Below are 26,092 nucleotides of genomic sequence, written 5' to 3'. Positions count from 1 at the left end.
TCGACAGGAACAACATGAGTAGCAACGAAGACGCCCGGAACCTCACCGCGAAGGGGACAGCGTTGCGTGAAGAGGACCGTCACGAGGAAGCCATAGTGGTCTTGCGCGAGGCTGCCGCAGCACACGAGCCGGATGCTGACCGTCTTCTGGCCTTGACGCTCATGGAGACCGGCGACCTCGAAAGCGCTAAACAGGTACTTGTCGATGCCATAGCCGACGGGCAGACGAGTTTGGCTGGCCTGCTCGGAGATGTTGCGGATGACCTTGAAGACGACGAGTTAGCCGAGTCGTCGTACCGGCAGGCGATCGACGCGGGAGACAACGATGCCTTGAACGACTACGGCGTCTTTCTCCGGAGCCGGGAACGATATGCCGAAGCCATCGATATTCTTCAGCGAGCGATCGCGGAAGGTGACAGCCTGGCCGCGGCGAACCTCGTTTCGTTGTACTTAGACGACTTGGGTGACCTCGACACCGCCGAGCAGTTGGCGCTGCGTCACCTGAGTAAGGACCAGCCCAGTACTTTTGTGTCGTTGGCCAACGTTTACGCCGAGCAGGTTCGGCTTGACGAGGCTGAGGATAAGTTCCGGGAAGCTATCCGACTGGAAGCCCGTAAAGTACACCAGAACTACGCCTTATTCCTCTGGGAGAAGCGAGAAGACCTAGTCGGTGCCGAGCGCGAGTTTCGGCTTGCGCAGGAGCACGACGAGCCAGGGTGGGGATACGAGCTGGGCTCGTTCCTGGTTGAGCTGGGTCGCGAAGATGAAGCTCGAAGTGTACTTTCCACAGCCGCTTCGTGGGGTGACGTCGACGCCGCAGAGCTCCTGGAAGAAATAGCATCAGAGGGCGATGCTAAGTAGCATCTGTGGTACTCCCCAGTCGCCAGTCGCAACACCGCGTCATCCAGGTCTGAAGCGGTCGCAGCGGTTGTGATTGTCCGGCGTGCTGAGCACCAGCCGGTGCAGCTGAGCGCCCCCGGCTCGCCGAACGCCTGGGTGAGCCCACGGTCGAAGCGATGCAAGTGACTGCATGAGCGCGCGACATGGCCTGCTACGAGTCGGCGGGCGATCCCGCAGCCACCTTGCGGTCGTTACGGACTCCCGACCGACGGTGCCGCCGAACATCCGCCCATCGGCAGAAGAGGACGTCGCCGCAATCGATCAGTGGCCTACGGCCACGCGCTTTGGCATGTGCGGCCGGCCTGTTGACTCGTCTCGGTAAATTTCCGACTCTGATCGACGAGCGGGTCACGTGTTGATGAATCTTCAGCGGCCGCTCGGGGGCAAGATCCGCACGCTGTCCGAGCCGACGTGCGCGCTGGTCCGCACCGAGCTGCCCAACAGAACGCCCTGTCGGCAGTATGATGCGCGTCCACTCCTGACGCCCAGCCTCCGGCATAGTAGACGGCGAAACTCGTTGTTGCGTCGTGTCAGCGCACTGCCGAGTCAACGTTCAATCTGAAGGCTGCTCATGAAAATTCAATGTCGCTAGATCGACCCTGAGATTTCGTGCGGATATCAGGGTATCGGGGTGGTCGACGCCTAACACTTTCTGTCGTCTTGCTAGTGTGTCCTGGTCCAATTCAATAGCACTCGCGCAGTCGTCTAGATGTCGTAAGTTGAGAGCTAGGTCGGTGGCGGATAGTAGTGTGTCCGGGTGGTCGGCGCCAAGGGTCCGCCGTTGCCTCGTTAAGGTGTTTTCGTTAAATTTCCGGGCTTCCTCGTGCTGGCCGAGAGACGAGAGGTTGAACGCGAGACTATTGGCGGAGCGCAGGGTGTCGGGATGGTCGGGACCTAGTATTCGCCGACGTCGTGCAAAAGTGTCGTCATTGAGGACTCGAGCTTCCTTATACTCACCCAGAAAAGAGAGATTAAACGCTAGATTGTTGGCGGAGCGCAGGGTGTCGGGATGGTCGGGACCTAGTATTCGCCGACGCCGTGCGAAAGTGTCGTCGTTGAGGACTCGGGCTTTCTCATGCTCTCCCGAAGCTCGCAGAGTGGCACCGAGATATTGTGCAGCCCACAAAGTATCGAGATCATTGGCCCCTAGTAATTGACGCCAGGCATGGAACGTGTGTTCCGCTAGATCGCGCGCCGTCGAGTACTGGGCTGAGGCATGCAGGTAGTGAAGAACTTTTAGCAGGAGCTCGCGGCATGACGGCGGCAGGGTACTGTGGACATCGGCGGTGTTGGCCAGTGCCTGCACGTGGGGGGTCAAGACGGCGTATGCGGGCCAGTCTGCCGGGTTGTCGGGGTTGCCAGGTGACGAGGAAGCTAATAGCTCACCGGCCATCAGCCGCGTTCGGAGCTGCTCCTGCACGGTCAGCAGTGCCCGAACGACGGATTGGACGAGACGGTGGACCTGGATAGCTCCATCTATGCGTTTAATCAGGCCAAGGTCGCTCAGATGTCGCAAGACCAACGCTGTGGTCGTGACATCACCAAGGTGGACACCATCTTGGCCTGCTCGTGGCGTAGAGCGCACCGGAATCACCGGTAGCGGCTCGGGAGCCAGAAAGGCCAGCTGGTCCAGTAGGCATGCCGCAGGTGGGCATAGCTGGGCCAATCTGTCCCGGCTGGCCACCACTACTGCGACCAAACCGGAATGGCGGTATAGCGTCGGCTCTGCTAGCCCGGCATGCGTGGGCCGAACCTGCAACTGTTCCAGATAGTCCTCGACGCTGAGGCTGGTGTCGGTGAGGAATCCGTCGAGGAAGCAACCTGCTTGCTCGACCGCTAGAGGCAGGTCACCCAACTCACGGGCGACCAGATCGGCCTCGTCGGTGGTCAGGACCGGACATCGTGCGCCGAGTAGTTGAGTCGACTCCGATCGGTCGAACTCGCCAATCTTCAGGATGGCAGCGATGCGTCCGATCGCAGGGGTGCGCCCTGTGATCAGCAGCCTGCCTGTGCTTGGCGGTAGCAAGTCTGCGAGGAGGTCAAAAGAATCAGCGTTGTCGTAGATCAATAACCAATCAGTTCGCCGGGTTAGTTCAGCCCACAACGGAATTAAAGCTGTCTCCGGTGGGCCTTGGACGGGAAGCCCGAGCTGGCCGGCTAAGGCGGCCAGCGACGCAAACGCGACTGTGGGGTTGTCGATACTCACCCACCATACAAGGTGATAGTGGTCGGCATAGCGGTGCACGTACTCAATGGCGAGCTGGGTCTTACCCACTCCGGCGATCCCATGCAGAGGTAGCACGCTGACTAGCTGGTTGGTCACATCGGTGGGATGTAGGCGGTGGTGGATCGCTTCTAACAGGTCGTCCCGGCCGACGAAGAACGGGTTGCGTGGCGGCACGTTGAGTACCGCCACCGGGCTCGAGCCCGGAACAGGTCGTAATGGCGCGGTGATGGCGTGACGGGGTGTTGGCGACCGTGCATCGCGCGCCTGCTTTGCCCCGGCTAACAGTCCCCGCCACTCACGGTCGCTGCGTGGCCTGCCTCGCAGCGTGCCTTCAGCGTTGGTTACGGCAGTGCAGGCATGAACGACGGCGAGCAGATCCTCGTGGGAGCGAGGTAGGGCCTGGCCGGTGATCCAACTGTGGATTGTCGAGCGGCCGACGCCGCTGGAGCTGGCAAGGGCCCGCACGCTCTGCCCGGCCGTGCGCGTGAGCGCGCTGAATGCGGCCGTGAAGGCCTCGAGTTGCGGGTCGGGCACCGTCATGTGCACGCTCCGTGCATCCGGTCCGTTGTCCAGGTGTCCGGCAGGTCCGGACACTTTACAGATGTATCACACCTGTAGTGATTGGCAAGCTTGCCGTCGGTGATGTCCGGGTTGGTCCGTACTCCCTTCCCGGACGCCGCCAGCATTGCGACGTTCTTCCCCAGACCCGCTCGCCATTGGAGGATCGAGGAGGACATCTTGCTGGGTAACGCAACGGGAGACGGCTACCAAGTCGTTATTTTGGTGCCTGTCATCCTGACGATGTGTGGATTGATCACCTGCCTGGCGTTGACAGCTGTCTGGTCGCGGTCTCGCACGCGTCGTCGCGCCGCTGCCTCCACGCTGGACAGGCTACTGAACTTCTTCAGGGGTCGGCGTTGATCCCGATTGCTCAGATCTGGCCATCATGGTCGGCTTTCGTCTGGTTATCGTGGGCCGGGCGTTCGCGCGATCAGCGGCAGAAGAGTGCGCCCTGCGCGAACATGCCTGCCGGCTTGCCTGAGCACGTGTTGTCTTGAGTCATCGCTATGGAGAACGACGACTGGCCCTAATCACAGAGCGCCATCACCGCGAGGTTCGCCTCCACCCACGGCAGCATCGCCACCCGCCCGTCGCGGGCCTCGACCGGCAGCCGCAGCCACGTCACGAACCGGCCCAGATCCTCCAGCACAACCTCATCCCACTGCAGACCACGGCACGTCAGGAAGTCGAAGTAGTCCCGCAGGTCGTGCGCATAGGCGCGGACCGTGTTCGGCGAACGATCGATCGCCGTCAGATGCGCCAGGAACCGGTCCACCGGAACCACGACCAGGCCGCCGGCCAGAACCGTCGCCGACTCCGTGCCCGAGGGCATCACGACCCGCCGCACCCTCACAGACTCCGTCATAGACGCAGCAAGATAGTCCGTCCACAACAGATACTCGGGAGACCTGCCACCACGATCGTGTACATCGTGGACAGTCAGTCCGAGGGGTTAGATCACCGCGGCGACGACATCGTCGGAGAAGGTCTCGCCCCAGCGCCCGAAGGGCAGGTTCGAGGTGACCATGATCGAGCCCTGTTCATAGCGGGAGGCCACGGAGCTGGAAGAACAGGTTCGCCGCGTCCTGGTCGAACTTACGGGGCCGACTTGAGGAACGTGACCAGGAACTCGACGCGGCCCGCACGGCCGATCGTGAGTTGATCGCGAACCTCAATAGGAACCGGTGACATGAAAGACCCTGTTGACCGCACCACCTCCTGTCCCGCGGGGGCGGGGGACCGGAGGCGGTGCTTGTTGGAGTCGGTTTGCCGTCAAGGGCCGTGTCATGAGCCGCCATTCGCGCTGAGTGTGCTGGTCCGGGCGAATGTCCTCGACGGACTCGCTGGTCGCACGTCGCCGCAGCACGGTGTACAGCAGGTCGGCGGTGATCACCGTTGGTCGACCGCCATCGTTTCCCTTGTGAACAGCGGTATTCAGGCCTTCCAGCGTGGATTCGCGGATGGTTTCGGCCATGGCGGCGAAGAAGCCGATCAACTTGTATCGGTACATCGCCCATCCCCGCCCGGCGTCCCTGATGGTGCCTGAGCTCGGTTCGCGATCAGAAGATCGCGATCGGATTGACTGCGAGTCCCGTGGTGCCCGTGATGCGCGGCGGTGCGAGAACGAGCATGAAGCTCCATCGCTGTAGGGAGGCACACCGGTCGGCGAGGTCGTCGAGGTGGGCGGCGTCCACCAGCGGCAGACCGAGCCGTGCCAGTGCGACCTGATGCATCGGCATCGGGAAGGTCGGTGGGCGGGCGTCGCTGATGTCACCGATATAGAGGGCCGCACCGTGCTCGTCCAGCCAGTCGACGGCGCTGAGGTCCAGCCCTGGGACGGGCTGCGTCATGGGCTGGTTCACGTTCCAGCCACCGCGGACGATGATCGCGTCGCCTGGGTGCACCGCTGTACCGGCTCGGTCGAGGGCCGCGTCGAGGTCTGTTCCGCTGACGCGGTGGTCCGCGTCGAGACTCCCGTGATCGGGGGCCAGGTCGAGGAAGATACCCCGCGTGACGATGCCCCCAGCGGCGTGGTCGGCGGAAGCATGACGTACCCCGGTCGGTGTGACTGCTTCCTGAATGGGGACGCCCGGATAGAGCTTGTCGCCGACAGGAACGTGCGAGAGTGCGTCGAAGTGCGTCAGTCCGGCGTTGTGCGTGTTGACGAGCAAGGAGTCCGTGATGACCATGGGTCGGGCTCCGTTGAAGTTCACGACCTGCATGACGGGTGCAGGCATCGTTGCGGGACTTCCGACGGGTGCGAGGCCCGTGGTGAGCGGTGCGGGGGTGGTGGGACGCGCGAGGCTCACAAAGGTCGCGTCGTGTACCTCGGCTGCGGCGCGCGCCCGCGCCGCTTCGTCGATGAGGTTGAGCGCGCCGATCTCGTCGGTGTAACCCCAGCGCCCCCAGTTGAGGGGCAGATCGTTCTCGTTCATCCGATTCTCTTTCCTCTTGTCCCGGGTTGGTCACTGCGGCGACCAACCCGGATCCAGCCGAGCTGCGTGTTTCCTGCAGCATGGAGGGCGGTAGTCGTTGAATCACCCGCGTGCTGACTCCGGCGTGTGGACGCTCGTCAGCCGGGTCAGGGCGGCGCGGAGGCTGGCGTCTCCGATGCCACGGGCGCTGAGATAGCCGTCGGGGCGGACGAGGATCCAGTCGCCGCCGGTCGCGGCCAGTGTGTCGTGGACCCGGCCGTCGGAGTCCCACACGCCATGGTCCTCGTCCGGGCGGTGCCGGCTGATGGTCACGGTGTCCACCCAGGCTGGGAGCGGCCCGGTCTCGGCGGTGAGGTGATCCTGTCCGGGGGCGTCTGTGCTGCCGGCGAAGACGAGCAGGTGCCAGGCAGGCGACCTGAGGACCGCTCGCAGGATCGTCCAGCCGGGTGACTGGGCGTCGGCGGCCGAGATCTGCGTGAGTCGCTCGCCGGGTCGTGGGCCTTCACCCGGTTCGTCGCCGGGCACCGTCAGCGGGCTGTCGGGGTACGCGATGGCCAGGCCCGACATGCTCCGGATGAGCTGCCGCATGTAGCCACGATCGGAGTCTTCGGTGTCCTGGGTGTCCCCGGTGGGAGTGTCGACCATGGCCGTGTTCATGACCTCGCCGGTGGAGGCGAGCAGGGCCTGGCCAATGGGAACACGCTCGGCGTCGTAGGTCTCGAGCAGCGTGGCGTCGGCGTGGCCGTGAACAACCATGGCCAGCTTCCACGCCAGGTTGTACGCGTCCTGGATGCCGGTGTTGAGGCCCTGTCCGGACGCCGGGGAGTGGACGTGAGCGGCGTCTCCCGAGACGAAGCACCGTCCGACGTGCATCGCGGGTACCGCGCGCTGCTGGATGGTGAACTTCGACGTCCAGCTGGGACTGTCCACGACGGTGTCGCGCCCCAGAGCCTGCGACAACTTGGCGCTGAACTGGCGGGCGATCTGCTCGGGTTGCTCGGCATCTCCTTCGCCGGACGTGTCCAGTAGCCGCCACTTGCCCGGTTCCGGGAACGGGAACAGCATCAGCACACCGCCGGGCGGGAACAGCCAGTGCACGCCGTCGATGTCCACATCGGTGTGCACGATCGCATCGGAGATCAGCCACGTGTGGGCGGATTCGCCCGCCAACGGGAGCCGGAGGGTCTTGCGGACGGTCGAGTGCCCGCCGTCACAGCCCCACAAGTACCGTGCGCGCACGCTCTCCTCGGCCGCTCCGGCACCGTCGCCGCTGCGCAGCACGGCCGTGACGGCGTCGTCGTCGTGCCGGAACGACTCCAGCCGGGTGTTCCACTCCACCGCGACCCCTGCCGACGCGGCATGCCCGCGCAGGACACGCTCGATGATCACCTGGTCGACGTTGAACATGTACGGGAAGCGCGTCGGCAGGCCGCCGAAGTCGAAGTCCACCCGGAATGCGCGGTCGGACTGATGACGGATGAACCCGTTGACCCTCGTTCCGTGCGGCGCGATCTCGCCGAGGATCCCGAGCTGATCGTAGATCTCCAGGCTCCGGGCGTGGGAACCCAGCGCACGGCTGGTCGTCGCCGGACCAGCCGCGGCATCCACCAGGCGAACCGAAACGCCCGACCGTGCCAGACGTGATGCCGCCATCAACCCGACTGGACCGGCCCCGGCCACGAGGACGTCGACGTCATAGCCTGTCATGCAACCACACTCCCTGTGTTAGCTTAGCTGACACAGGGACGATATCCCTCAGGTGAGGAGAGCGCGAATCATGACCACTGAGGATCGCTCGGAGTCATACCTGCCCCTGCCCCTGCTCCTGCAACGAGGCGCCCGATGGTTCTCCGACGAGCTCGTGGCGCGCCTGGACGCCGCAGGAGTGACCCCCGTGACGCCGGCGCACATGACCGTGCTCGCGCACCTGAATCACGACACGTCCCTGAGCATCGCCGAGCTGGCCCGCCGTGCCGGCGTCACCCGCCAGACGATGCACCGCGCCGTCACGCAGCTCATCGATGAAGGTCTCCTGACCAGCACGCCAGGGCCCGGGTTTCCGCGCAGCACCCTCATCCGGCTGACCGACACGGGCTGCCGGCGTCGTGACGTGGCCCTGGGAATTCTTCGTGACCTGGAACAGGTTCTCAGTAGCCAGCTGGGACCCGCGGCAGTGGCGGAGCTTCGCGACACCCTGAGGCGGGCGTGGCCGCGCTGAAGGTTCGCCGATGCCTGCGACGTCACCTGCGACGACGCCTTCGGCAGGCCGGCGCAACAGACGTCCTCCGCGGAGCTGCCTCACCGAAAAGACCCGTGAGCCTTTCCGACCTGCTGTGCCGGGCCGGAAGTGGGCGAGGTGGCGCGCCCGTGTCCGGCGCCGCGATGGCGGCCCGGCATCGCGGTCGGGGTGAGATCGCCGGATCGGTTGGCTCGGGCGGCCACGCGGGTGCAGGGGGTGTAATGCGCCCGGCAATCGGTCCCTGGTGGTGGCTTCTTGTCCACGGCGCGAGGTCTTTCACCGGCGCTAGAGCCGGCCGAGGGGTATCTCCTCGCCGTCCCAGAAGGTCTCGGCGGTCACCTCGCCGGTGCCGGCGAGCACGATCCCGGCCGGTCGGAGAACGTCGACGACCGGGTTGAGCAGGGAGGCGGATTCTTCTGCGGTGAGTTCCCGGCGGTCCACCGCCGGAATCAGGTAGACGACCCGGGCGCCGCGCCCGATCTCGCTGGTGACGCCGATCATGAAGCGCCATCACCGCCTCCGCATGCTGGTTCTGCCACCGCCTATCGAGCGGCTTCGGTCTGCTGCAACTGCCGCGAGATCGCGCGGGCGGTGGCACGCACGGCCGGGACGTATGCCGCTGGGTCGAAAGCCGGGCTCGGTGCGACCACGGACAGGGCTGCGACAACGTCCTCCCGGTCTCGTACGGGTGCAGCAGCTGTCGTGCGCGGGAATGTCGGGTCCACGCTTCGTGCCACTGCGTAGCCGCCTCTCCTGATCTCCGCGAGGCTGCGACGCAGATCCTCGGCGGTGTGGATGGCATCGTCAGTCTCGCCGGGGGAGAAGTCCCGCAGGATCCGTTCCTGCACGTCGACCGGTGCGTTCGCGAGGAGGACGAGGCCGACCCCAGTGGCGGTCAAGGGCATGCGCCCGCCCACGCGGTACCGCACGGGAGCGGCATCGTGCGCGGAGAGCCGCTCCACCAGCATGGCTTCGTCGTCGTCGCGCACCGCCAAGAGGACGTGCTGACCGGTGACGTGGAAAAGATCTTCCATGAACGGCATCGCCACGGCACGCAGTCCGTGTCCGCGGGGCGCCAGGGAAGCGATCTCCAGCAGACGCAGACCGACCACGAAGCGGCCGTCCTCCTGACGTTCGAGGGCACCGACGGCGGCAAGCTGGCGGGCGAGGCGGAGTGCCGTACTGCGCGGCATACCGGTCCGGCGGGCGAGTTCTGCCAGTGGCTGGGCCCGATTTTCGGCGTCGAACGAGCCGAGAACGGCGAAGGCCTTCTCGATGAGTCCTTCACCCGCGGTCGGCCCTTCGACCCCGGAGGAAGGTTGTTCGCTCTTCGAAGACCGATTGGAGACTGTCATCATCACCCGTTCCACTCAGCGGCGCATGGGTTGCCACGGTCGACTTGGCCACTTGCGGCGGCACCTCGGCAGGCATCCGAGTTCCCAGCAGGGTGGTCTCCATTCGCAGACGCACTTTCCAGCCACCTTGTGCAACAGATCACCATCGACACAGAGTCCACCCCCGAGCGACGAGGACGCGTGTGCGAAGTCTCTGCTCGACGAACCAGCGACGATCGAGGCAGCGTTACGCCCGCTGCACAGGATCCGCGGCCAGTAGTCCCACTGTCAAATTTTCCCGCGTTTCACTCAGTGGCACAAGGATAGCCGATCAGTGGCAGCTTTACTAGGCTGAAAGCATCCGCATGGCGAGGCGGCAGGCAGAAGCCGCGCCAACCCATCACGGTCCTTCCAAGGCCAGAGCCCCATTTCTGGACCTCAGGGAGTATCGCGGACTCGCGATACTCCACCACCAGCAGCACGTGAGCACCCAGACCCCCAGCGGAGCGCTCCGGTCCGAAAGGCAGAATAACAATGGCATGTGCCTCAACAGCATTGATCGTCGGTGGCGGTATCGCCGGTCTGTCAGCGGCGGTGGCCCTTGCCCGGGTAGGAGTGCAGTGCGACGTTGTGGAACTGGCCGACGCTTCCGGCGGAGCGTCGCTCGCCCTGTCCGGCCGGGCCACGGAAGCGCTGGACGAACTCGGCGTCTACGACGCATGCCATGCCCGCAGCACACCGTTCGCCGCCGGGACGACCGCGTCCCACCAGAGGGATGCGCAGGGACGGCTGATCAGCGAAGGCCCCCAGCGGCCGCAGTGGCCCGGAGCCAAGACCCCTCTCGGCATCCACCGGCCCGTACTTCTTGAGATCCTCGAAGAGGCGGCGCAACGCCTGGGTGCGAAGGTTTACCGGGGCGTGACAACGCAGACGACCGTGGAGGACGACGATGGTGTGTCCGTGGCCATGACCGACGGCCACCACGGTCGCTACGACTTCGTCGTCGCAGCCGACGGGATCGGTTCCCGCACCCGTTCCCGGGTTTTCCCCGAGGCGCCCAAGCCCTCCTACGCGGGCCAGTTCAGCTTCCGCTGGATGCTGTCCGGACCGCCTATCGACGGCGAGGGGTGGTACATCGGGCCGGAGGGAAGGCTCGGGTTCTACCATCTCCCGCAAGACCTCATCTACGTTCCCGCGGTCATCGACCTGCCCGAAGGCGCCTGGCTGACCGACAAGGACACTCTCGCGCATTTCGCCCGTCTCCTTGACTCGTACACGGCACCCGCCGTCGTCGAACTCAGGCGCCGCCTGACCCCGGACGCGGATCTGATCGCCAGACCCTTCGAGTGGATCCTCCTGGCCGCCCCGTGGCACCGGGGTCGCACCCTCCTCATCGGCGACGCTGCCCACGCGACGACCGCGCACATGGGTATGGGTGGCGGGATGGCGATCGAGGACGCCGTCGTCCTGGCCCAGTGCGTGGCGACGACGACCACGCCGGCTCAGGCCTTCGACGCTTTCATGGAACGCCGCTACACCCGTGTCGCCACGGTCGTGGAGACGAGCGTGGCGATGTCCCGCCTGGAACAGGAAGGCGCTCCCACCTCCCGAAACATGGCTCTGGCTTCTGACGCGTTCAAGGCCCTCGCACAGCCCTACTGAGTAGAGAATCTTGGCAACTCCCCCGGAAATATGGCCGCGCGGCGTGCCGCGCAGACGCCGGGCGGCTGGCGCATTGGCCACGGCGACCGCCGAATCGGTGGCTGCGACGCGTAGGAGTCCCCGGTGAGCTGGTGGCCCTGTCGGAGTCGAGCACGTCCGGTCGGCCCGCACTCACGCGGGAGCGCCTCGGACTGCTCGGGCACCGATCGAAACCCACTGCACCATCAAGCCCAGTCGCACCAGGAGTGAAGCGCATGTTTCGAGTCACACCGAGCCACCGGGCACGGCGTGGCCCTCTGTTCCTCTCAGCACCCTTGGCCTGGACGAAAGAGCGTAGGTGACCGAGCCATGACAACACCCGACGACACCGAAAACCTCCCAACCAACTGGGGTCGGTGGGGTCCCGAAGACGAGCTCGGCACCCTGAACCACATTTCGGACGACGCTCGCGCCCGGGGGGTGGCGGCAGCGAGCGTGGGGCGGGTGGTCTCACTGGCTTTCTCCGTGCAGCCCGCACCGCTCGCCGGCCCTGTCCCCTTCGCGAACGGCCTTTTGCCCGCCGGCGTCCTGCAGATGTTGAACTTCACCGGATCACCCACGCGGGCCTTGACCGACGTACTGATCATCAACACCCACCACGGCGCTGTCACCCACATCGACGCCCTGGCCCACATCCCCGCCGGCGACCAGGTGTACCCCGGCGTCCCCCTCGCCCAGGCAGCCGTCAGCGGGACAGTCCAGCGCGGCTCCACAACCCCCTTCGCAGCCGGGATCACCACCCGAGGCATCCTGCTCGACCTCGCACCGCAAGGACGTCTGCAACCAGGCCACCGGGTGACCGGCCAAGACCTCGACGAAGCCGAGCAACACGCCGGCGTCCGTCTCGAATCCGGCGATGCACTCATCGTCCGAGGAGGCTGGAGGATCGCCGACCATCTGAAGGAGCCGGTACCGGCCATGACCGTCGACGCCGTGCGCTGGATGGCCGAACGGGACGTCAGCCTCTACGCCGGTGACATCGGCGACCCGCCACCGATCAGCTCGAGCGTTCCCCTGGCCATGCATCAGGTCGCACTCGCAAGGCTGGGCATGCCACTGATCGACAACCCCGATGTCACCGGGCTGGCGACCACGTGCCGCGAACTCAACCGCTACAGCTTCCTGTTCGTAGTCGGCGCAGCAGCGATCACTGGCGCTACCGGACTGCCGGTCAACCCCCTGGCCATCTTCTGACCGGGGAGCCACCAGGACGACGACAGACCAACAGAGTAGGTACCCCGCATGCCCTTTCCGTCGGACGCCTTAATCGACGTACACGCACACTTCGTTACCGAGAACTACATAGCCGCCGCGCGAGCCGCGGGCATCGCCCACCCTGACGGAATGCCGGCTTGGCCCACGTGGAGTACCCCTGACCACCTGGACCTCATGGACCGCGGCGAAATCCAGATGTCCTTCCTGTCCGTCTCCTCGCCCGGAACGCACTTCGGCGACGACCGGGCCGCGCGCCTGCTCAGCCGCGACGTCAACGAATACGCCGCCCGGATCCGCGACGAGCACCCCACGCGATTCGGGTTCTTCGCCTCCCTGCCGATGCCCGATATCGAAGGCTCCCTGCGGGAGGCCGCCTACAGCATGGACACCCTGGGCGCCGACGGCATCGCCGTCGAGACGAACCACGGCGGCAGCTACCTCGGCGACGCGCTCTACAAACCCTTGTGGCAGGCCCTTGACGCCGCGAGCGCGGTGGTGTTCGTCCACCCCACGTCGCCCCCTCACGCAGATGCAGTCTCACTCGGTCGGCCCCGCCCGATGCTGGAGTTCATGTTCGACTCCGCGCGTGCCGCTGGCGACCTCGTCTTCAACGGCGTATTGACGCGGTACCCGCGGATCCAGTGGGTCTTCACCCACGGCGGCGGAGCGCTTCCGCTGCTCGCCGACCGCATGGAACTGTTCCGCCAGGGGCTGCGGATCGGTGCTGCCGAAGGCGACGCACCCTTCGTAACGGTACAAGAGCAGTTGCGCACCGTTTGGTTCGACATGGCGGGCACGCCCTTCCCCAACCAGATCCCCGCTCTCGTCCGAGCCGTCGGCACCGAGAGATTGCTGTACGGAAGCGACTACTGCTGGACGCCGCCGGCTCTGGCGCAGGCCCAGATCTCCGCCATCGACGCCGCGCCGCACCCGTCGGCGACGGACACCTGGCGGACCCTCACGACCCGTAACGCGAACCGTCTGCTGAAGCGCCTCGCCCTGCGCCACGTCTGACGCCACTGACGGCACAACCCCATCCGGACGCCCTGCGGCGGTCCACAGACAGGCGGTACATCCATGTCGAGTGTTTCAACAGCACTGATCACCGGAGGCGGCATCGCCGGCCCCTCCGTGACCGTGGCCCTGGCCCGGGCCGGGGCGCGGCGCGAGGTCGTGGAGCTCGCCCACTCAGCCGCCGGAGCATCGATCGGCTCCAGCCGGGTGCCTGAGACACTCGACGAGTTGGGCGCCTACGACGCGCTCCACGCCATCAGCACACCGTTCGACGCCGGCACGAAGCTCGCCTCGCAGACCGACGCTGCCGGCCGAGTGCTCAGCGTCGGGCCGCCGCGGCCGCAGTGGGGCGGAGCCAAGAGCGTGATCGGTATCCACCGACCGGCGCTCCTCCAGACACTGGGGAACACCGCACAGGAGATCGGAGGTTCTCTGACTCTTCGCCCGTCTTCTCTACTCGTACACCGCTCCTGCCATGGTCGAGCTGCGGAGCCGGCTGACGCCGGTCGCCGATCTTATCGGCAGGCCCTTCGAGCGAATCCTGATGCCCGTCCCATGGCACCGCGGACGCACCATTCTCATCGAGCGACGCCGCCGCGCAACCCCCGCGCACATGGGCGTCGGTGGCGGAATGGCCATCGACAACGCCGGCGTACTAGCCTATACATCCCGACGACACCCGCCGTGGCGGCGGCCTTCAACACCTTCGTGACACGGCGGTATTCCCGGTCTCCACGGTCGTGGAAACGAGCGTCACCGCGCCCCGTCTCGAACTGCAAGCTGCTTCCCCAGCTGAGAACGTGGCCTTGGTCTCAGCCGCTATCAAGACCTTTGGACAGCCCAACACCCACCGGCGCGCCGACCGTCCCCTGAACATGGACGCCAGGCGCGCCGGCCCGATTTCGGCCATCGCTGGCACACATGAGCACGAGTCGCTCGTCATCGTCAAGGGTTCTTTTCGGCTTGCGACGAGACGGATCACGACACCCTCGCGCCGGTGTGCCCCTTCGTGCCGACCGTCCGTTAGGGAATGCAGCTGGATCATTGCCTGCCCTTCTTCACCTCCTGCCCGTGCGCCGGAACCTCCGGCGCTGCCCCCCGCGAAGGTGTCCCATGAGTGAGTTGAATGCAGAGCCGGCCGCCACGACGAATGCCGGGACAACGATCCCGGCCGAGGCGCCGGCGCAGCCGCAGGCACCGTCCGGCACTCTTCGCAACCTGTTCAGCTGGCTGGCTGCCGGCTACGCCTCGATGTTCATCGTTTCCCTGGGCGCTGGCACAGTTCTGAATCCCCTGCTGGTGGAACATGTCGTGGGCAGCGCCCACAAGGTTTCGGCGCTCGGGGTCGTGTCCGGCGTCAGCGCCGTGTTCGCGACGCTGGCCAATCTGGTCGCGGGCGCCTGGTCCGACCGGGCGGGTCGCCGAAACCCGTTCATCCTCGGCGGCGGGCTGCTCGCGGCAGTATTCCTCGCCGTCCTCGGCAGCGCCGGCAGCCTCTTTCTCATCACGCTGCTGTGGTCCTTGAGTCAGCTGTTCCTCGGCGCCTACCAGGCGGCACTCACCGCCATCGTGCCAGACCGCATCCCCAAGCACAGGCTCGGTGCCGCATCGGCCATCATCGGAGCCGGCCTGCCGTTCGGCGGCCTGGTCGGCGTCCTCGCCGCCAGTGCCATGTCGAAGGCCCCCGTCATCGGCTACCTCGTGTTCGCCGTCGTCATCGCACTGACCGCGGTGCTGTTTGCCTGGCGGATCAAGGAGGTTCGGCGCCTCGGAAACGAGTCGCGACCGGGCGTCAGACAGCAGGCCGCCTCCTTCGCGAGCAGCCTGCGCGACCACGACTTCCGCTGGGCCTTCATCGCCCGGGCCCTGCTCGTCATGGGGTACTTCTCGGTGTTCGGATACCAGCTCTACATCCTGCAGGACCATGTGACGATGCCGCGCGGCCTCAGCCCAACCACCGGTGTCGGCATCCTCACCGCCATCGGCATGGCGGCCACCGGCGCGGCCGCCATGCTCGGCGGAACACTGTCCGACCGGCTGGGACGGCGCAAGGTCTTCATGACAGTGGCCGGAGTCGTACTCGGCCTGGTGATGATCGTGCCGATCGCCAGTCCCACGTGGCCCGCCATGATGGCGTTCGCTCTGCTCAACGGCCTGGCCTTCGGCTGCTTCATGGCCGTGGACACCGCCGTGGTCATCACCGTGCTGCCCAGCGAGAGTGACGCCGCCCGTGACCTCGCCACGCTCAACGTCGCCAACGCGGGCCCCCAGATCGTCGCCCCCTTCGTGGCCGCACTGCTGATCACCCACCTCGGCGGGTATGACGCCCTGTTCTCCGCCGCCGGGGTCCTCGCGATCACCGGAGCAGCGGCTGCATCACGAATCAGAAAGATCAGTTGATCTCCGACACCTGAATGGTCCACGTGGCGAGCGCCGGGTCCGAAGGGCCGTTTCGAGCTTGTGTACTCGCCGGCGACGAACCGGCCCGCCACATCCGAGCCATGGCTCCGCTTCCTTAAAGAGCTACCACTACTTCGCAGCGAGCCCGAAGTTCCTCCTTGGGACCCAGCGGTCGCCGGATACGGCAGCCTCGGCGATAGGGACGAGATGGGCGACTGCTGGCGATCAGATGTTCATAGTCACCAAAAGACTACTTGGCTTTATTGCGTCTATCAGAGCCGTTGAAGGAGATACCCATGGCCAAGCTGGAGATCATCGTCGCGAGTACCCGTCCTGGACGGATCGGTCCCACGGTCGGTGCATGGGTCGAGCAAGAGGCCAGGATGTACGGCGGCTTCGCCGAGGTGGCCATGGTGGACCTGGCCGAGGTGAACCTGCCATTCATGAACGAGCCGCACCACCCGCGGCTGGGCCGGTACACCCACCAGCACACCCGTGACTGGAGTGCAAAAGTCTCCGGGGCCGACGCGTTCGTGTTCGTGATGCCGGAGTACAACTACGGCTACAACGCGGAGCTGAAGAACGCCATCGACTACCTGCACACCGAGTGGCAGTACAAGCCGGTCGGGTTAGTCAGCTACGGCGGGGTGTCGGCCGGTACCAGGGCCGCCCAGATGATCAAGCAGGTGGTTACCACCCTCAAGATGACCCCGCTCGCCGAAGCCGTCTCCCTCCCGTTCGTGCACCAGTTCATCAACGAAGAGGAGGGCTTCGTTCCCAACGACGTCATCACTTCCTCCGCCAAGGCCATGTTCGAGGAGCTCACCCGGGTTGCCGAAGCTCTGCGGCCGCTGCGGTCAAAAGCTTCCTGAGATCCCGGCGTCATGACCGACTTCCAGTCGGTCTGGGGCCTGGTTCCACATCGTGGCCGAACAGATCGGGACCCCCAGGCAGAGTGTTGCCGCCGTTGACTTTCAGCCACTGACCGTCGACCCCGGCCACCTCGTCTGCGGCGGGGGTTGGTGGTAGCGCTGCCGCGCCGGTAGCCGGGAACCAGGCCGTTGGGTCGGCCGCGCAGCGAGGTGCCAGCTGTGGGGCTGGTCCTTTTCCGCGCGGCCTCCCGCCGAACCGGACTTGATGGTTTCCCGATCATCCGGCTCTCCAGTGACTACTGCGTGAGTGGTGCGGCCGATCGTCCCGTGTGGATCTGGTCGTGGCAGGAGGCGCAGACTACGAGAGTCTTGCGTCGCCTGTTCGCCATCGCTTTGGCCCGCAGGGATTGTAGTGGCCCGGGTTCGCCGAGGTCTGCGAGCTTGCGGACGTGGTGAACCTGAACGTCGACCGTTCGCCGGCAGATCTCGCAGGTGTCCGCGAGAAGCCGTGACACGAGCTCCTTATGCGGATAGTCGACCCGGACCGGCTGGCGATCAATGACCGTCGCCGTTTTCTGCCGGTGGAGTGGTGTTTCGCCGAACCGTGCGACCAGTGGCTGCCTGCCGTCGCGTTCGATGCGTGCCTCGAAGCAGGTGCGTGCGTAGCCCGTGCGGTGTCTGAATTTTGGCTTTGTGTTTGGCCGCCATCCTCGACATCGACGAGCGGTGCTTGCCTGCCAGGGTCTTGAGCATGAAAGTCTCCATGACCCAGCGCAGCCGGTGGAGTCGGTAGACGTCCCCGGCGAGCTGGAACACCACTTCGTCCCAGCCCTGCTTTGTGCGAAGTACTGGAAAGCAAACACGTCGCAGGTGAAATTCCGCCGCGGGCTTGCTCGGCCTCGCGGACGGTGCGCGAGGCCGAGGTATGACTATTTCTCGGTGAGTGTGACGTGTTCGGCGCCTTTGCCGGCGATGTTCAAGCAGGCGTGGTCATGCACGCTGCTGCTCACGTTGTACAGGGCGTTCAGGCAGGAGCCGAGTGCTTGCTGGCCGTAGTAGTTGGGATGGACGGATTCGTCTTGATCGCCCTGGCGAAAACCCTTGGTGCCGTCGAGGAAACGGGCCCACTCGGCGTCGCTGCCTGGCAGGGGTTCTCGTGGTAGTTCTGCTTTTCAGCTTGTTTGTCCTTGATGGAGCAAACTTCGTGGCCGTTGAACAGGTCGGCGACGTCGAGGTACTCGGTGTTCTTCTGGTGTGCGACGTTCTGGATCATGGTGCCGATCAGGGGGACGACTGCGCCGCGGACCCAGGTGGAGTCGGTGTTGTAGACGGCGCAGCCGCGGGTCTGGTAACGCTGGTAAGTCTCGGGGTAGCGAAATTCGTTGCCGTAGGGGATGGGCGAGGGGTAGGACTGCAGCACCAGCCGGTAGGAGCTGTCGGGCGCGCCGCCGGCGCGCATGACGTCACGGACTTTGTCGACGGCAGCGGCGGCGCGCGGCTGGGCCGATCCGATGTGCTCACGCAGAAGCGGGTCTTCGGTGTGGTAGCACTTGTCGCCTCCTTCGAGGAAGGCGTAGACGCAGTTGGTGATGAGCTCGCGGAAGCCGAGGTTGTTGCCGCCGATGTTGAGCACGATCATCTTGATCTTGTAGTGCGGCAGCAAGGCGGCGAGCTGCTGGGACTGCGGTGCTTCGCCCTTGAGCGGCTGGTCGATGATGTTGGCGGTCTCTGCTCCGGAGCAGGCCATGTTGATCCGCCGGTACACCGGTATGCCGCTGCTCTGGGCTTCGGCGACGTTGGAGTGCATGCAGCCGGCCGCTTTCTGGTAGGAATTGCCGTAGACGAGGCGAGCGTCGTAGCTACAGGGAGCGTCGTAGTAGTCGGCTTCGCAGGCGAAGACGGAGCGGTCGGTGCCGTGGACGTCGGTGAGCAGGTCGGAGCGCAGGCCGTTGCCCTGCCACCGTCCGGCCACGCCGGAGATGAAGCTGTCGCCGAGGGTGACGATCGCCGAGAGTTCCTGCGGGCGGCCGGTGGCCACCGCTGCCGGTCCTCGGGCGACGTCGGCGGTGGTGACGGTGTTGTCGCTGGTCTTGATCACCGAGGTCTTGCGGGTGCCGTTGCCGGGCACGTAGACCTTGTCGCCGTCCGGGCTGACGGCGACGCCCAGGGGGTGTGCGCCGACGCCGATCGTCGTCGTGCGGTTGATCGAGTCGACCTTGCCGGTGCTGGTGTCGAGCACCGAAACGTCGTTGGAGTCGACATTGGAGACGTAGGTGCGGGTGCCGTCGGGGGTGATGGCGATGCCGGACGGTCCGGTGCCGGCCCGGATGGTCTGGATCAGCTTGTCGGAGCCGACGTCCAGCACGGACACGGTGCCGGAGTTGTTGTTGGCGACGAGGACTTTGCTGCCGTCCGGGGTGACGGCCAGTCCGACGGGGCGCCTGCCGACCGAGTCGTTGCGCAGGCGGGTGTTGGTCGCGGGATCGAGGACGCTGACGGTGTTGGAGTCGGTGTTGGTCACGAACACCCGGGTGCTGTCGGGGGTGACGGCGATGCCGGTCGGGTTGGATCCGAACGGGGATGGTGGCGAGGACCCTGCGTCGGGTGGTGTCGATGACCGAGACGGTGCCGGTGCCGGCGCCGCTGTTGCTGACGTAGGCCCGGGTGCCGTCGGCGCTGAAGGCGACGCCGGCGGGACGATCGCCGACGGGGATGGTCGCGACGCGGCGCTTGTCGCCGGTGTCGATGACCGAGACATCGTTGGACCGGCCGTTGGTGACGTAGGCCTGGTCACCGTCGGGGGATATCGCGACGGCGGTGGGTGCGCGGCCGACGTCGATGGTCGCTGTTCCCCCGGTGGACACGCTGATGGTGGTGACGGAGTCCGACAGGTTGTTGACCACGAAGGCAAATCCGCGTGGTTCCGCGGCCTCAGCGGCGGAGCCGGGCGCGGAAATGACGGTCAGCAGGGGTAATGCCACGAGGATGGCGGACCACGTCCGCCGGGATTTGTGCACTTGTGCCTCCTCGGTTGCACCGTGAACAGCGGACGGCCGCATCCAGGATGAAGTGGGTGACTTTCCAGTAAGTCGCGCGGATCATGGTGAACGTCTCACCACGATCGGGTGATATGTGTGCTAAGACGGATGTGGCGATTGGTGCAGTCGAAGTAGCCGGCACAGCGGGGAATTCGGCGTGGGCGCGGTCGGGGGTGGATGGGGCGACCGGCCCAGTCCGACCACTTGATTCTTCTCGGCCGGCGCAGTGAGGAACGACTCGCGGTGGCCGCATGGGTTTCCTGCATCAACGAAAACGATCTCGCAGCGGCCACCCCTGTTGCTCGGCAGCAGAAACCGCAGGCAACGTGATGACGCCGGCCGGTGCGGCTGCCCACGTCGAGCGGTCGCCGGGGTCGAACCGTGTCAACTGGTGTGTTGAGCCCCAGACGTCGGCCGGCCGCCCCACGTTCCACCTCGGAGGTGCTGAGGTCCTGCGTCGCCTCGGTACCCACGTTGCCCGTCGGCCCCATCGCGAGGATGAGGTGCGTGCGGACTCGGCCGGGCCCGGGAATCGGCTGTTGTCGCCTGGCCAGCGTGCCGCACCCGAGCCGGCTGAGTGCTGGTCTGCTTGCTGCGCTGACGGACGGATTCAGTTCAAGCGGAAACGGTTCCTTGCGTTTGAGTGCGACGCCGACTATGGTGCATCAAAGAGAAACCATCGTTTCGCTTGGCCGCCGCCGGCGGCCAAGGCCACCACGACCTGTGACCATGCGGCCGAAGGGCCTTGGGTCAAGCATTGCGCCGTTTGATCTTGATCGAAGATGCTGGGGAGCGAGGAGCCTTTGTGGATGTGATTGCCGCGACGCGGAGCGGGCAGGTCCGGGGAACCGCCGGTGACGAGGTCAAGACGTTCCTCGGGATTCCGTACGCGGCCCCGCCGGTCGGGTCATTGCGCTGGCGGCCGCCGGCGCCTGTGGAGCGTTGGGACGGTGTGCGTGATGCCACGCGGTTCGGCAACGCCGCGATCCAGACGGCCGACACCGGCATGGATCTACGGGCTGAGCAGAGTGAGGATTGCCTGTACCTGAATGTGTGGGCGCCGACGGACGCCGAGGGGGCCTCGTCGCCGGTGATGGTCTGGATCCACGGTGGTGGGTTCCTCAACGGATCGTCGTCTCTGCCGATCTGGACCGGCGAACAACTGTGCCGCAACGGCGTCGTCGTCGTGTCCGTGAACTACCGGCTGGGCGCTTTCGGCTTCTTCAACCACCCCGAGTTGGGCACGAACTTCGGGCTGCAGGATTGGGTTGCCGGCCTGGAGTGGGTGCGGGACAACATCGCCGCCTTCGGTGGGGATCCCGCCAACGTCACGGTTTTCGGCCAGTTGGCCGGCGGCGCGGCGACGCGAGCGCTGCTGTCGGCACCGGCAGCCCGTGGCTTGTTCCACAAGGCGGTCATCCAGAGCGCCGGCTACGAGGACTACGCGGTCGTCGGATCGCCGTCGTTCCAGCGCTCCCGCGCCGCGTCCGACCGGGTGTGCGAACGACTCGGCACAGCCGGCGTGGAGGCGTTGCGGCAGACATCTGCCGTAGCGGTCCGCGCCGCGTCGCTGGCCGAAGCCGGTATCAACCCCCCAGCTGGACAGGTGCACACGCCGGCCAACCTGGTCTGGTACCCGGTGGTCGACGGCGAGACGATGACCACGGAGTTTTCCGGCTGGCCGCAGGACGTGCCGGTCTTGCTCGGGTTCACTCGGGACGAGGCGCGGATGTTCGTGCAGCCGGAGGCGCTCTACGGCCACCCCGAGCTGCGGCCGGAGGACGTCTACACTCCGCCGACTTTGGCTGTGATGGCTCAGGCATTGGCCGGGCTGGAGGCGCCTCAGGTGATCGAGTACGCCGCCAAGAGCGGGAGGTCTTCGTACGAGGCCATCGCCGAAATCATTACCGCCGCCGTCTGGCACGAGCCGGCACTCGCCAGCCTCGAGCGGTTCTCCGCGTTGGGGCGGACCGTCTTCGCTTACGAGTTCGCGCGGGTGTCACCCGGTGCCCGTGCAACCGGGCTGCTGGCCAAGCACAGCGCCGAGATCGCTTATCTCTTCGGCAGCATGACACCCGGACATGCCTACGACGGCACCGATGCGATGGTGGCCACCGAGGTGCAGCACGCCTGGACCGAATTCGCCCGTACCGGAGTCCCGGCCTCGGCGGATGGCCGTGTCTGGCCGGCCTACCGGGGCAACGCCCGGATGCTCGCCCACATCGGGGACCGCACCGAGTTTCGACCAGCGGAGCCGGGCACGCTCGCAGGGCTCGTCGTCAAGGCACGGCACTCGGTCCCAGCCTCGCGAGACAGGTGACCGGCGATGCCGACTTTCGTGACCGGTTCGGGTCGCCGGTTGTCCTACGACCTGGTCGGAGAAGGCACCCCGGTCGTCCTGCTACCCGCCGGGCCAGGCCTGGACCCGCGCAGCTACTACCAGAACACGCGTTTGGTCTCGTTCCAGCTCGTCGTGTTCTACCCGCGTGGCACCGGCCTGTCCGACCCGCCGGTGGACCCTGAGGGTTACCGCATCTCTGGATACGTCGAAGACGTCGAAGAACTACGGGCACACTTGGGTCTCGAGCGGCTGATGCTGTACGGCAGCAGCCATGGCGCGTCCACCGCGCTCGCCTACGCGGTGCGGTTTCCCGAACGTGTGCGCCGGCTCGTGCTGGCCAACGGCCCCGCGCGCATGGACGCCGATCTCGCCGCAGGCATTCTCGAGGCACACCAGCACTTCGCAGCCCGTATTCCGGATGGTGCTGAACGACTACGCATCGCCGAGCAGGGACGGACAGCTCTGCGCACCGCGATCACCGACCGGCAACGCCACGCCGCTCTGCGCGCCATGATGGACACCTACATCGCCCAGCTCGACGAGCCGCGTCGACGATTCCTTGATCGGCTCTGTGCGGCACCGACCAACTTCACCGCGCCCGCGGTCATGGCCGCCGAGATGGTGAACGGCCTGGATCTGCTCCTCGGGGCCGACCGGATCACGGCCCCTGCGCTGGTGGTGGGCGGAGAGTTCGATGTGCGTGTTCCCGGCGCGCACCTGCAGCAGATCGCCGGAGCGATCCGTGGCGCGCACTACGTCGAACTGGCCGGTGCGGGCCACCTCGTACACCGTGAATCCGCCGAGTGGGAAAGCCTGGTCGCCGGGTTCCTCGCCGGTCCGGCCGGGTAGCCGCTGGGCGGGCCTGGTCCGAAGCCGACCGGTGCACGCTGCCGCCTTCGGGACGAAGGCGGCAGGCAACCTGCGGCGCGTGTGAACGCATCAGCGGGTGAGGCCGGCGCCGAGCAGGGACAGCCCGGTGTGGAGGGTCGTGGCGGGCACGTCGTCGACCAGGTGGTGCATCACGATCAGCCCGTGCATCAGGGAGAACAGCGTGGCCGCCGCGGCGCGGGTGTCCGCGTCCGGGGGCAGGTGGCCGTCCTGGCGCCAGCGGCGGGCCAGTTCGTCGATGTGGTCGAGGGTGTCGGTGTAGATCGTGCGGGCGCGCTCGAGCAGGCGTGGGTTGCGCAGCGCTTCGGCCCAGGCTTGCAGCGCGATGCGCGTCATGTCGTAGTCCGGGTGGGTCGTCCGGCTGTCCAGTTCGCCGGTCAGCAGGACGACCGTCTCGGCGGGGGAGGGGCACGGGTCCCGGTCGAGGATCGCGACGAAGATCCCGCGCACGCGCGCGAAGCCCTCCTCGGTCGTCGCGTCGATGATCTCGTCCTTGCTGCGGAAGTAGCGATAGACCGCGCTGGAGGACATCCCGGTCTCGGCGATCACGTCGTCGATGGACGTGGCGTGGAAGCCGTTGCGGGAGAAGCACTTCCACGCGCTCGTGAGAATGTGCTGCCGGCGGTCCGCGCGGGTCTTCTCGCTGAGTCTGGGCACGTCTCGCAGTCTAAGCGGAAACGATCGCTTGCGCTACGCCGGTCGTCAGCCTAGGCTTCCAGATCAAACGGAAACGCATGTTTCGCTTTGGTGAGAGGCTCCGCGATGGACAACGAAGTTCGTCCCCGGCTCGGCCACCTCCTCGACGCCGGCGGCCTCGGTCGTGGCCAGGTCGCCGTCGTCGTGCTGTGCGCGCTGGTCGCCATGGTCGACGGGTTCGACACCCAGTCGATCGCGCTGGTCGCCCCGGACATCGCCGCCGAGTGGGGCACCGGGACGGCGGCCTTCGGCGTCGTGTTCGGCGTCGGGCTGTTCGGCGGCCTGGTCGGGGCGATCTTCTTCGGCTTCACCGGCGACCGGTTCGGCCGCAAGCCGACCCTGCTCGTGGCGATGGCGGTGTTCGCCGCGTGTTCGCTGCTCACCCCGCTCGCGACCTCGCTCACCACGCTCGGCCTGCTGCGGCTGGTGACCGGCTTCGGCCTGGGCGGCGCGCTGCCGTGCGTCATCGCGCTCACGGCCGAGTACACCCCGGCGCGGATGCGGGCCACCGTGGTCGGGCTGATGTTCTGCGGGTTCCCGCTCGGCGCCGTCGCCGGTGGCCTCGCTTCAGCCCGGCTGATCCCGGCTTTCGGCTGGGGCAGCGTGTTCCTCGTCGGCGGCGCCGTGCCGATCCTGCTGCTGCCGCTGCTGTGGGCGCGGCTGCCCGAGTCCGCCCGGTTCCTCGCGCTCAAGGGGCACGAGGACGCGCTGCGCGCCGTCCTGCGGCGGCTGGGCATCCACGGCGCCGTCGAACCCGAGCCCGCGCAGACCCGGTCGTCGGTGGCGCGGCTGCTCACCGAGCGGCGGGCGGGCGGCACGCTGCTGCTGTGGGCGACGCTGTTCCTCAGCCTGCTGCTCACGTACCTGCTGACCAACTGGATCCCGTTGCTGGCCAGGCAAAGCGGCATCGACGCCGCATCGGCGATCTTCGGTGTCGTCGCGCTCAACCTCGGCGCCGTCCTCGGCTGCCTGGTCATCGGCCGGCTCGCCGACCGCTCCCGGCCCACCGTGGTCATCGGGTCGGCCTTCGCCCTCGGCGCGGTGGCCATCGCCGCGATCGGCCACGCGGGCGGCTCGGCCGGCACGTTGCTGGTCGCGTCCTTCCTGGCCGGGAGCCTCAGCGTGGGTGCGCAGATGTGCACGGTCGCTCTGTGCGCCGGGTTCTACGAGACGTCGGTGCGGGCCACCGGGATCGGCTGGGCCGTCGGGGTCGGGCGCATCGGCGGCATCGCCGGACCGCTGCTCGGCGGCCTGCTCGTCACGCTCGGGGTCGGCACGCCGGAGCTGTTCCTGATCACCGGGGCGACGTCGCTGGGCGCGGCCCTCGCGGTCTTCGCCCTTGCCCGCTTCCTCAGCCGCAACCACCGGAAAGGCGGTACCTCATGAGTACCCGGCAAGAGACCAACAAGGCCGTCGTCACCCGCTTCAACCAGGCCTTCATCGAGGGCGGTGACCCGGACGTCTTCCACGAAACCATGGGCCCGGGGTTCGTCAACCGCACCCCGCACCCGGGCCAGTCCGCCGGCGCCGACGGGGCCGCGCACTTCTTCACCGAGGTCCTCCGCCCGGCCTTCCCGGACCTGGCGGTCACCATCCACGACCAGGTGGCCGAAGATGACCGGGTCGTCACCCGCAAGTCCTACCGGGGCACCCACCGAGGCGCTTTCCAGGGCTTGGCGCCGACCGGGCGGGCCGTCGAGTTCGGCGTCATCGACATCATCCGGCTCGACGACGGCCGCTACGTCGAGCACTGGGCCGTCGCGGACATCGCCGGGCTGCGCGCCCAGCTCGAAGGGAAGTGACGTGGTCGCCTTCACCGACGCCCAGGCGATCATCGCCACCGCACTGGCGCACGCGCGCGCCGCAGACCTACCGCCCATGACCGTCGCGGTCCTCGACGCCGGCGGCGCGCTCGTCGCCTTCGCCCGCGAGGACCGCTCCTCCCTGCTGCGCGAGAAGATCGCCCGCGGCAAGGCCGCCGGCGCGCTGAACCTGGGCGTCGGCAGCCGGTCGCTCGCCCGGCGCGCCGAGGCCCATCCCCACTTCGTCGGGGCACTGACCGCGCTGGCCGAAGGAAACCTCGTGCCGGTGGCCGGGGGAGTGCTGGTCCGCGACGCCACGGGCGACGTAACGGGGGCGGTGGGGGTCAGCGGGCACCTGCCCGACGCCGACGAGGCGTGCGCGGTCGCCGGGATCGAAGCGGCCGGGCTGGCCGCGGACCCCGGCGAGTAG

At 66.7% G+C, this 26,092-nt stretch carries 23 protein-coding genes and 2 pseudogenes; 12 read left to right on the top strand and 13 right to left on the bottom strand.

The annotated features are described in order from the left end of the window. Positions 1-14: 14 nt before the first annotated feature. Positions 15-860, top strand: a complete 846-nt coding sequence (locus tag ACLJQZ_RS39140; RefSeq protein ID WP_410625620.1) for a tetratricopeptide repeat protein — start codon at positions 15-17, stop codon at positions 858-860. A 308-nt stretch (positions 861-1,168) separates the two neighbouring features. Here ACLJQZ_RS39140 and ACLJQZ_RS39135 read toward each other — a convergent pair. The 7 genes and pseudogenes from ACLJQZ_RS39135 to ACLJQZ_RS39105 form a co-directional block, all read right to left on the bottom strand. After that, positions 1,169-1,387: pseudogene (locus tag ACLJQZ_RS39135) on the bottom strand (hypothetical protein); the annotation flags it as partial. Positions 1,388-1,452: 65 nt separating this feature from the next. Continuing rightward, positions 1,453-3,666, bottom strand: a complete 2,214-nt coding sequence (gene fxsT / locus ACLJQZ_RS39130; RefSeq protein WP_410625618.1) for an FxSxx-COOH system tetratricopeptide repeat protein — start codon at positions 3,664-3,666, stop codon at positions 1,453-1,455. Positions 3,667-4,213: 547 nt separating this feature from the next. Beyond that, positions 4,214-4,534, bottom strand: a complete 321-nt coding sequence (locus ACLJQZ_RS39125) for a site-specific integrase (protein ID WP_410625616.1) — start codon at positions 4,532-4,534, stop codon at positions 4,214-4,216. 105 nt (positions 4,535-4,639) lie between these two features. Further along, positions 4,640-4,744: an ATP-binding protein gene (locus tag ACLJQZ_RS39120; RefSeq protein WP_410625614.1), complete on the bottom strand. Its 105-nt coding sequence runs from the start codon at positions 4,742-4,744 to the stop codon at positions 4,640-4,642. A gap of 114 nt (positions 4,745-4,858) precedes the next feature. Then, positions 4,859-5,197 carry a hypothetical protein gene (locus ACLJQZ_RS39115; RefSeq protein WP_410625612.1) on the bottom strand — a complete coding sequence of 113 codons (339 nt, stop codon included), beginning with the start codon at positions 5,195-5,197 and terminating at the stop codon, positions 4,859-4,861. Positions 5,198-5,246: 49 nt separating this feature from the next. Beyond that, entirely contained in the window at positions 5,247-6,122 is an 876-nt protein-coding gene (locus ACLJQZ_RS39110; protein WP_410625610.1) for a cyclase family protein, read from the bottom strand. Positions 6,123-6,224: 102 nt separating this feature from the next. Next, positions 6,225-7,829 (bottom strand): FAD-dependent monooxygenase, encoded by a 1,605-nt coding sequence (locus ACLJQZ_RS39105; protein WP_410625608.1) that lies wholly within the window; start codon positions 7,827-7,829, stop codon positions 6,225-6,227. Positions 7,830-7,899: 70 nt separating this feature from the next. On the opposite strand from ACLJQZ_RS39105, the gene ACLJQZ_RS39100 reads away from it, so the two are divergent. Then, positions 7,900-8,340: a MarR family winged helix-turn-helix transcriptional regulator gene (locus ACLJQZ_RS39100; protein WP_410625606.1), complete on the top strand. Its 441-nt coding sequence runs from the start codon at positions 7,900-7,902 to the stop codon at positions 8,338-8,340. Between the two features lie 306 nt (positions 8,341-8,646). On the opposite strand, the gene ACLJQZ_RS39095 is transcribed toward ACLJQZ_RS39100, so the two are convergent. Continuing rightward, complete coding sequence (locus ACLJQZ_RS39095; protein ID WP_410625604.1) at positions 8,647-8,862, bottom strand: hypothetical protein; 216 nt, start codon at positions 8,860-8,862, stop codon at positions 8,647-8,649. 41 nt (positions 8,863-8,903) lie between these two features. After that, positions 8,904-9,731, bottom strand: a complete 828-nt coding sequence (locus ACLJQZ_RS39090; RefSeq protein ID WP_410625602.1) for an IclR family transcriptional regulator — start codon at positions 9,729-9,731, stop codon at positions 8,904-8,906. Between the two features lie 498 nt (positions 9,732-10,229). Between ACLJQZ_RS39090 and ACLJQZ_RS39085 the strand changes: the two genes are divergently transcribed. The 5 genes from ACLJQZ_RS39085 to ACLJQZ_RS39065 all read left to right on the top strand — a co-directional run bounded on the left by ACLJQZ_RS39085 (position 10,230) and on the right by ACLJQZ_RS39065 (position 16,897). Further along, positions 10,230-11,357 (top strand): FAD-dependent monooxygenase, encoded by a 1,128-nt coding sequence (locus ACLJQZ_RS39085; RefSeq protein WP_410625600.1) that lies wholly within the window; start codon positions 10,230-10,232, stop codon positions 11,355-11,357. 348 nt (positions 11,358-11,705) lie between these two features. After that, the gene (locus ACLJQZ_RS39080; RefSeq protein WP_410625598.1) at positions 11,706-12,590 is read left to right on the top strand and encodes a cyclase family protein; all 885 of its coding nucleotides are present in this window, start codon (positions 11,706-11,708) and stop codon (positions 12,588-12,590) included. Positions 12,591-12,638: 48 nt separating this feature from the next. Continuing rightward, positions 12,639-13,625: an amidohydrolase family protein gene (locus ACLJQZ_RS39075; protein ID WP_410625596.1), complete on the top strand. Its 987-nt coding sequence runs from the start codon at positions 12,639-12,641 to the stop codon at positions 13,623-13,625. 1,113 nt (positions 13,626-14,738) lie between these two features. Next, complete coding sequence (locus ACLJQZ_RS39070) at positions 14,739-16,025, top strand: MFS transporter (RefSeq protein WP_410625594.1); 1,287 nt, start codon at positions 14,739-14,741, stop codon at positions 16,023-16,025. A gap of 296 nt (positions 16,026-16,321) precedes the next feature. Then, positions 16,322-16,897 (top strand): NADPH-dependent FMN reductase, encoded by a 576-nt coding sequence (locus ACLJQZ_RS39065; RefSeq protein WP_410625592.1) that lies wholly within the window; start codon positions 16,322-16,324, stop codon positions 16,895-16,897. Between the two features lie 296 nt (positions 16,898-17,193). Here the strand turns inward: ACLJQZ_RS39065 and ACLJQZ_RS39060 are convergent, their stop codons facing one another. The 3 genes and pseudogenes from ACLJQZ_RS39060 to ACLJQZ_RS39050 form a co-directional block, all read right to left on the bottom strand. After that, positions 17,194-17,412: an RNA-directed DNA polymerase gene (locus ACLJQZ_RS39060; RefSeq protein ID WP_410625590.1), complete on the bottom strand. Its 219-nt coding sequence runs from the start codon at positions 17,410-17,412 to the stop codon at positions 17,194-17,196. Between the two features lie 509 nt (positions 17,413-17,921). Then, on the bottom strand, positions 17,922-19,451 hold the full coding sequence (locus tag ACLJQZ_RS39055) for a hypothetical protein (RefSeq protein ID WP_410625718.1): 1,530 nt from the start codon (positions 19,449-19,451) through the stop codon (positions 17,922-17,924). A 19-nt stretch (positions 19,452-19,470) separates the two neighbouring features. Next, positions 19,471-19,956 (bottom strand): annotated as a pseudogene (locus ACLJQZ_RS39050) (YncE family protein); the annotation flags it as partial. Between the two features lie 784 nt (positions 19,957-20,740). Between ACLJQZ_RS39050 and ACLJQZ_RS39045 the strand changes: the two are divergent. Both ACLJQZ_RS39045 and ACLJQZ_RS39040 read left to right on the top strand, forming a co-directional pair. Then, positions 20,741-22,255 (top strand): carboxylesterase/lipase family protein, encoded by a 1,515-nt coding sequence (locus ACLJQZ_RS39045; protein ID WP_410625588.1) that lies wholly within the window; start codon positions 20,741-20,743, stop codon positions 22,253-22,255. Between the two features lie 6 nt (positions 22,256-22,261). Then, on the top strand, positions 22,262-23,125 hold the full coding sequence (locus ACLJQZ_RS39040) for an alpha/beta fold hydrolase (protein WP_410625586.1): 864 nt from the start codon (positions 22,262-22,264) through the stop codon (positions 23,123-23,125). A 90-nt stretch (positions 23,126-23,215) separates the two neighbouring features. On the opposite strand, the gene ACLJQZ_RS39035 is transcribed toward ACLJQZ_RS39040, so the two are convergent. Next, positions 23,216-23,821: a TetR/AcrR family transcriptional regulator gene (locus ACLJQZ_RS39035; RefSeq protein ID WP_410625584.1), complete on the bottom strand. Its 606-nt coding sequence runs from the start codon at positions 23,819-23,821 to the stop codon at positions 23,216-23,218. A 105-nt stretch (positions 23,822-23,926) separates the two neighbouring features. On the opposite strand from ACLJQZ_RS39035, the gene ACLJQZ_RS39030 reads away from it, so the two are divergent. Genes ACLJQZ_RS39030 through ACLJQZ_RS39020 form a run of 3 tightly spaced genes read left to right on the top strand, consistent with a single transcriptional unit; the run spans position 23,927 to position 26,092 of the window. Further along, complete coding sequence (locus tag ACLJQZ_RS39030) at positions 23,927-25,246, top strand: MFS transporter (RefSeq protein WP_410625582.1); 1,320 nt, start codon at positions 23,927-23,929, stop codon at positions 25,244-25,246. Then, entirely contained in the window at positions 25,243-25,662 is a 420-nt protein-coding gene (locus ACLJQZ_RS39025; protein WP_410625580.1) for an ester cyclase, read from the top strand. Before ACLJQZ_RS39030 ends, ACLJQZ_RS39025 begins: the two co-directional genes overlap by 4 nt. A gap of 1 nt (position 25,663) precedes the next feature. Then, positions 25,664-26,092, top strand: coding sequence for a GlcG/HbpS family heme-binding protein (locus tag ACLJQZ_RS39020; RefSeq protein ID WP_410625578.1), 429 nt, complete (start codon positions 25,664-25,666; stop codon positions 26,090-26,092).

It is taken from the genome of Amycolatopsis sp. cmx-8-4 (assembly GCF_046548675.1).
In the GTDB taxonomy this organism is placed as follows: domain Bacteria; phylum Actinomycetota; class Actinomycetes; order Mycobacteriales; family Pseudonocardiaceae; genus Amycolatopsis.
Note: the sequence above shows the minus strand (reverse complement) of the source record. Positions and strands in the feature narration are given on the sequence as shown.

What these genes read in the sequence shown, in the direction of transcription:
- ACLJQZ_RS39140 (WP_410625620.1), top strand. Translation starts at nt 15, where the DNA reads ATGAGTAGCAACGAAGACGCCCGGAACCTCACCGCGAAGGGGACAGCG.
- fxsT (WP_410625618.1), bottom strand. Translation starts at nt 3,666, where the DNA reads ATGACGGTGCCCGACCCGCAACTCGAGGCCTTCACGGCCGCATTCAGC.
- ACLJQZ_RS39115 (WP_410625612.1), bottom strand. Translation starts at nt 5,197, where the DNA reads ATGTACCGATACAAGTTGATCGGCTTCTTCGCCGCCATGGCCGAAACC.
- ACLJQZ_RS39110 (WP_410625610.1), bottom strand. Translation starts at nt 6,122, where the DNA reads ATGAACGAGAACGATCTGCCCCTCAACTGGGGGCGCTGGGGTTACACC.
- ACLJQZ_RS39105 (WP_410625608.1), bottom strand. Translation starts at nt 7,829, where the DNA reads ATGACAGGCTATGACGTCGACGTCCTCGTGGCCGGGGCCGGTCCAGTC.
- ACLJQZ_RS39100 (WP_410625606.1), top strand. Translation starts at nt 7,900, where the DNA reads ATGACCACTGAGGATCGCTCGGAGTCATACCTGCCCCTGCCCCTGCTC.
- ACLJQZ_RS39095 (WP_410625604.1), bottom strand. Translation starts at nt 8,862, where the DNA reads ATGATCGGCGTCACCAGCGAGATCGGGCGCGGCGCCCGGGTCGTCTAC.
- ACLJQZ_RS39085 (WP_410625600.1), top strand. Translation starts at nt 10,230, where the DNA reads ATGGCATGTGCCTCAACAGCATTGATCGTCGGTGGCGGTATCGCCGGT.
- ACLJQZ_RS39080 (WP_410625598.1), top strand. Translation starts at nt 11,706, where the DNA reads ATGACAACACCCGACGACACCGAAAACCTCCCAACCAACTGGGGTCGG.
- ACLJQZ_RS39075 (WP_410625596.1), top strand. Translation starts at nt 12,639, where the DNA reads ATGCCCTTTCCGTCGGACGCCTTAATCGACGTACACGCACACTTCGTT.
- ACLJQZ_RS39070 (WP_410625594.1), top strand. Translation starts at nt 14,739, where the DNA reads ATGAGTGAGTTGAATGCAGAGCCGGCCGCCACGACGAATGCCGGGACA.
- ACLJQZ_RS39065 (WP_410625592.1), top strand. Translation starts at nt 16,322, where the DNA reads ATGGCCAAGCTGGAGATCATCGTCGCGAGTACCCGTCCTGGACGGATC.
- ACLJQZ_RS39040 (WP_410625586.1), top strand. Translation starts at nt 22,262, where the DNA reads ATGCCGACTTTCGTGACCGGTTCGGGTCGCCGGTTGTCCTACGACCTG.
- ACLJQZ_RS39030 (WP_410625582.1), top strand. Translation starts at nt 23,927, where the DNA reads ATGGACAACGAAGTTCGTCCCCGGCTCGGCCACCTCCTCGACGCCGGC.
- ACLJQZ_RS39025 (WP_410625580.1), top strand. Translation starts at nt 25,243, where the DNA reads ATGAGTACCCGGCAAGAGACCAACAAGGCCGTCGTCACCCGCTTCAAC.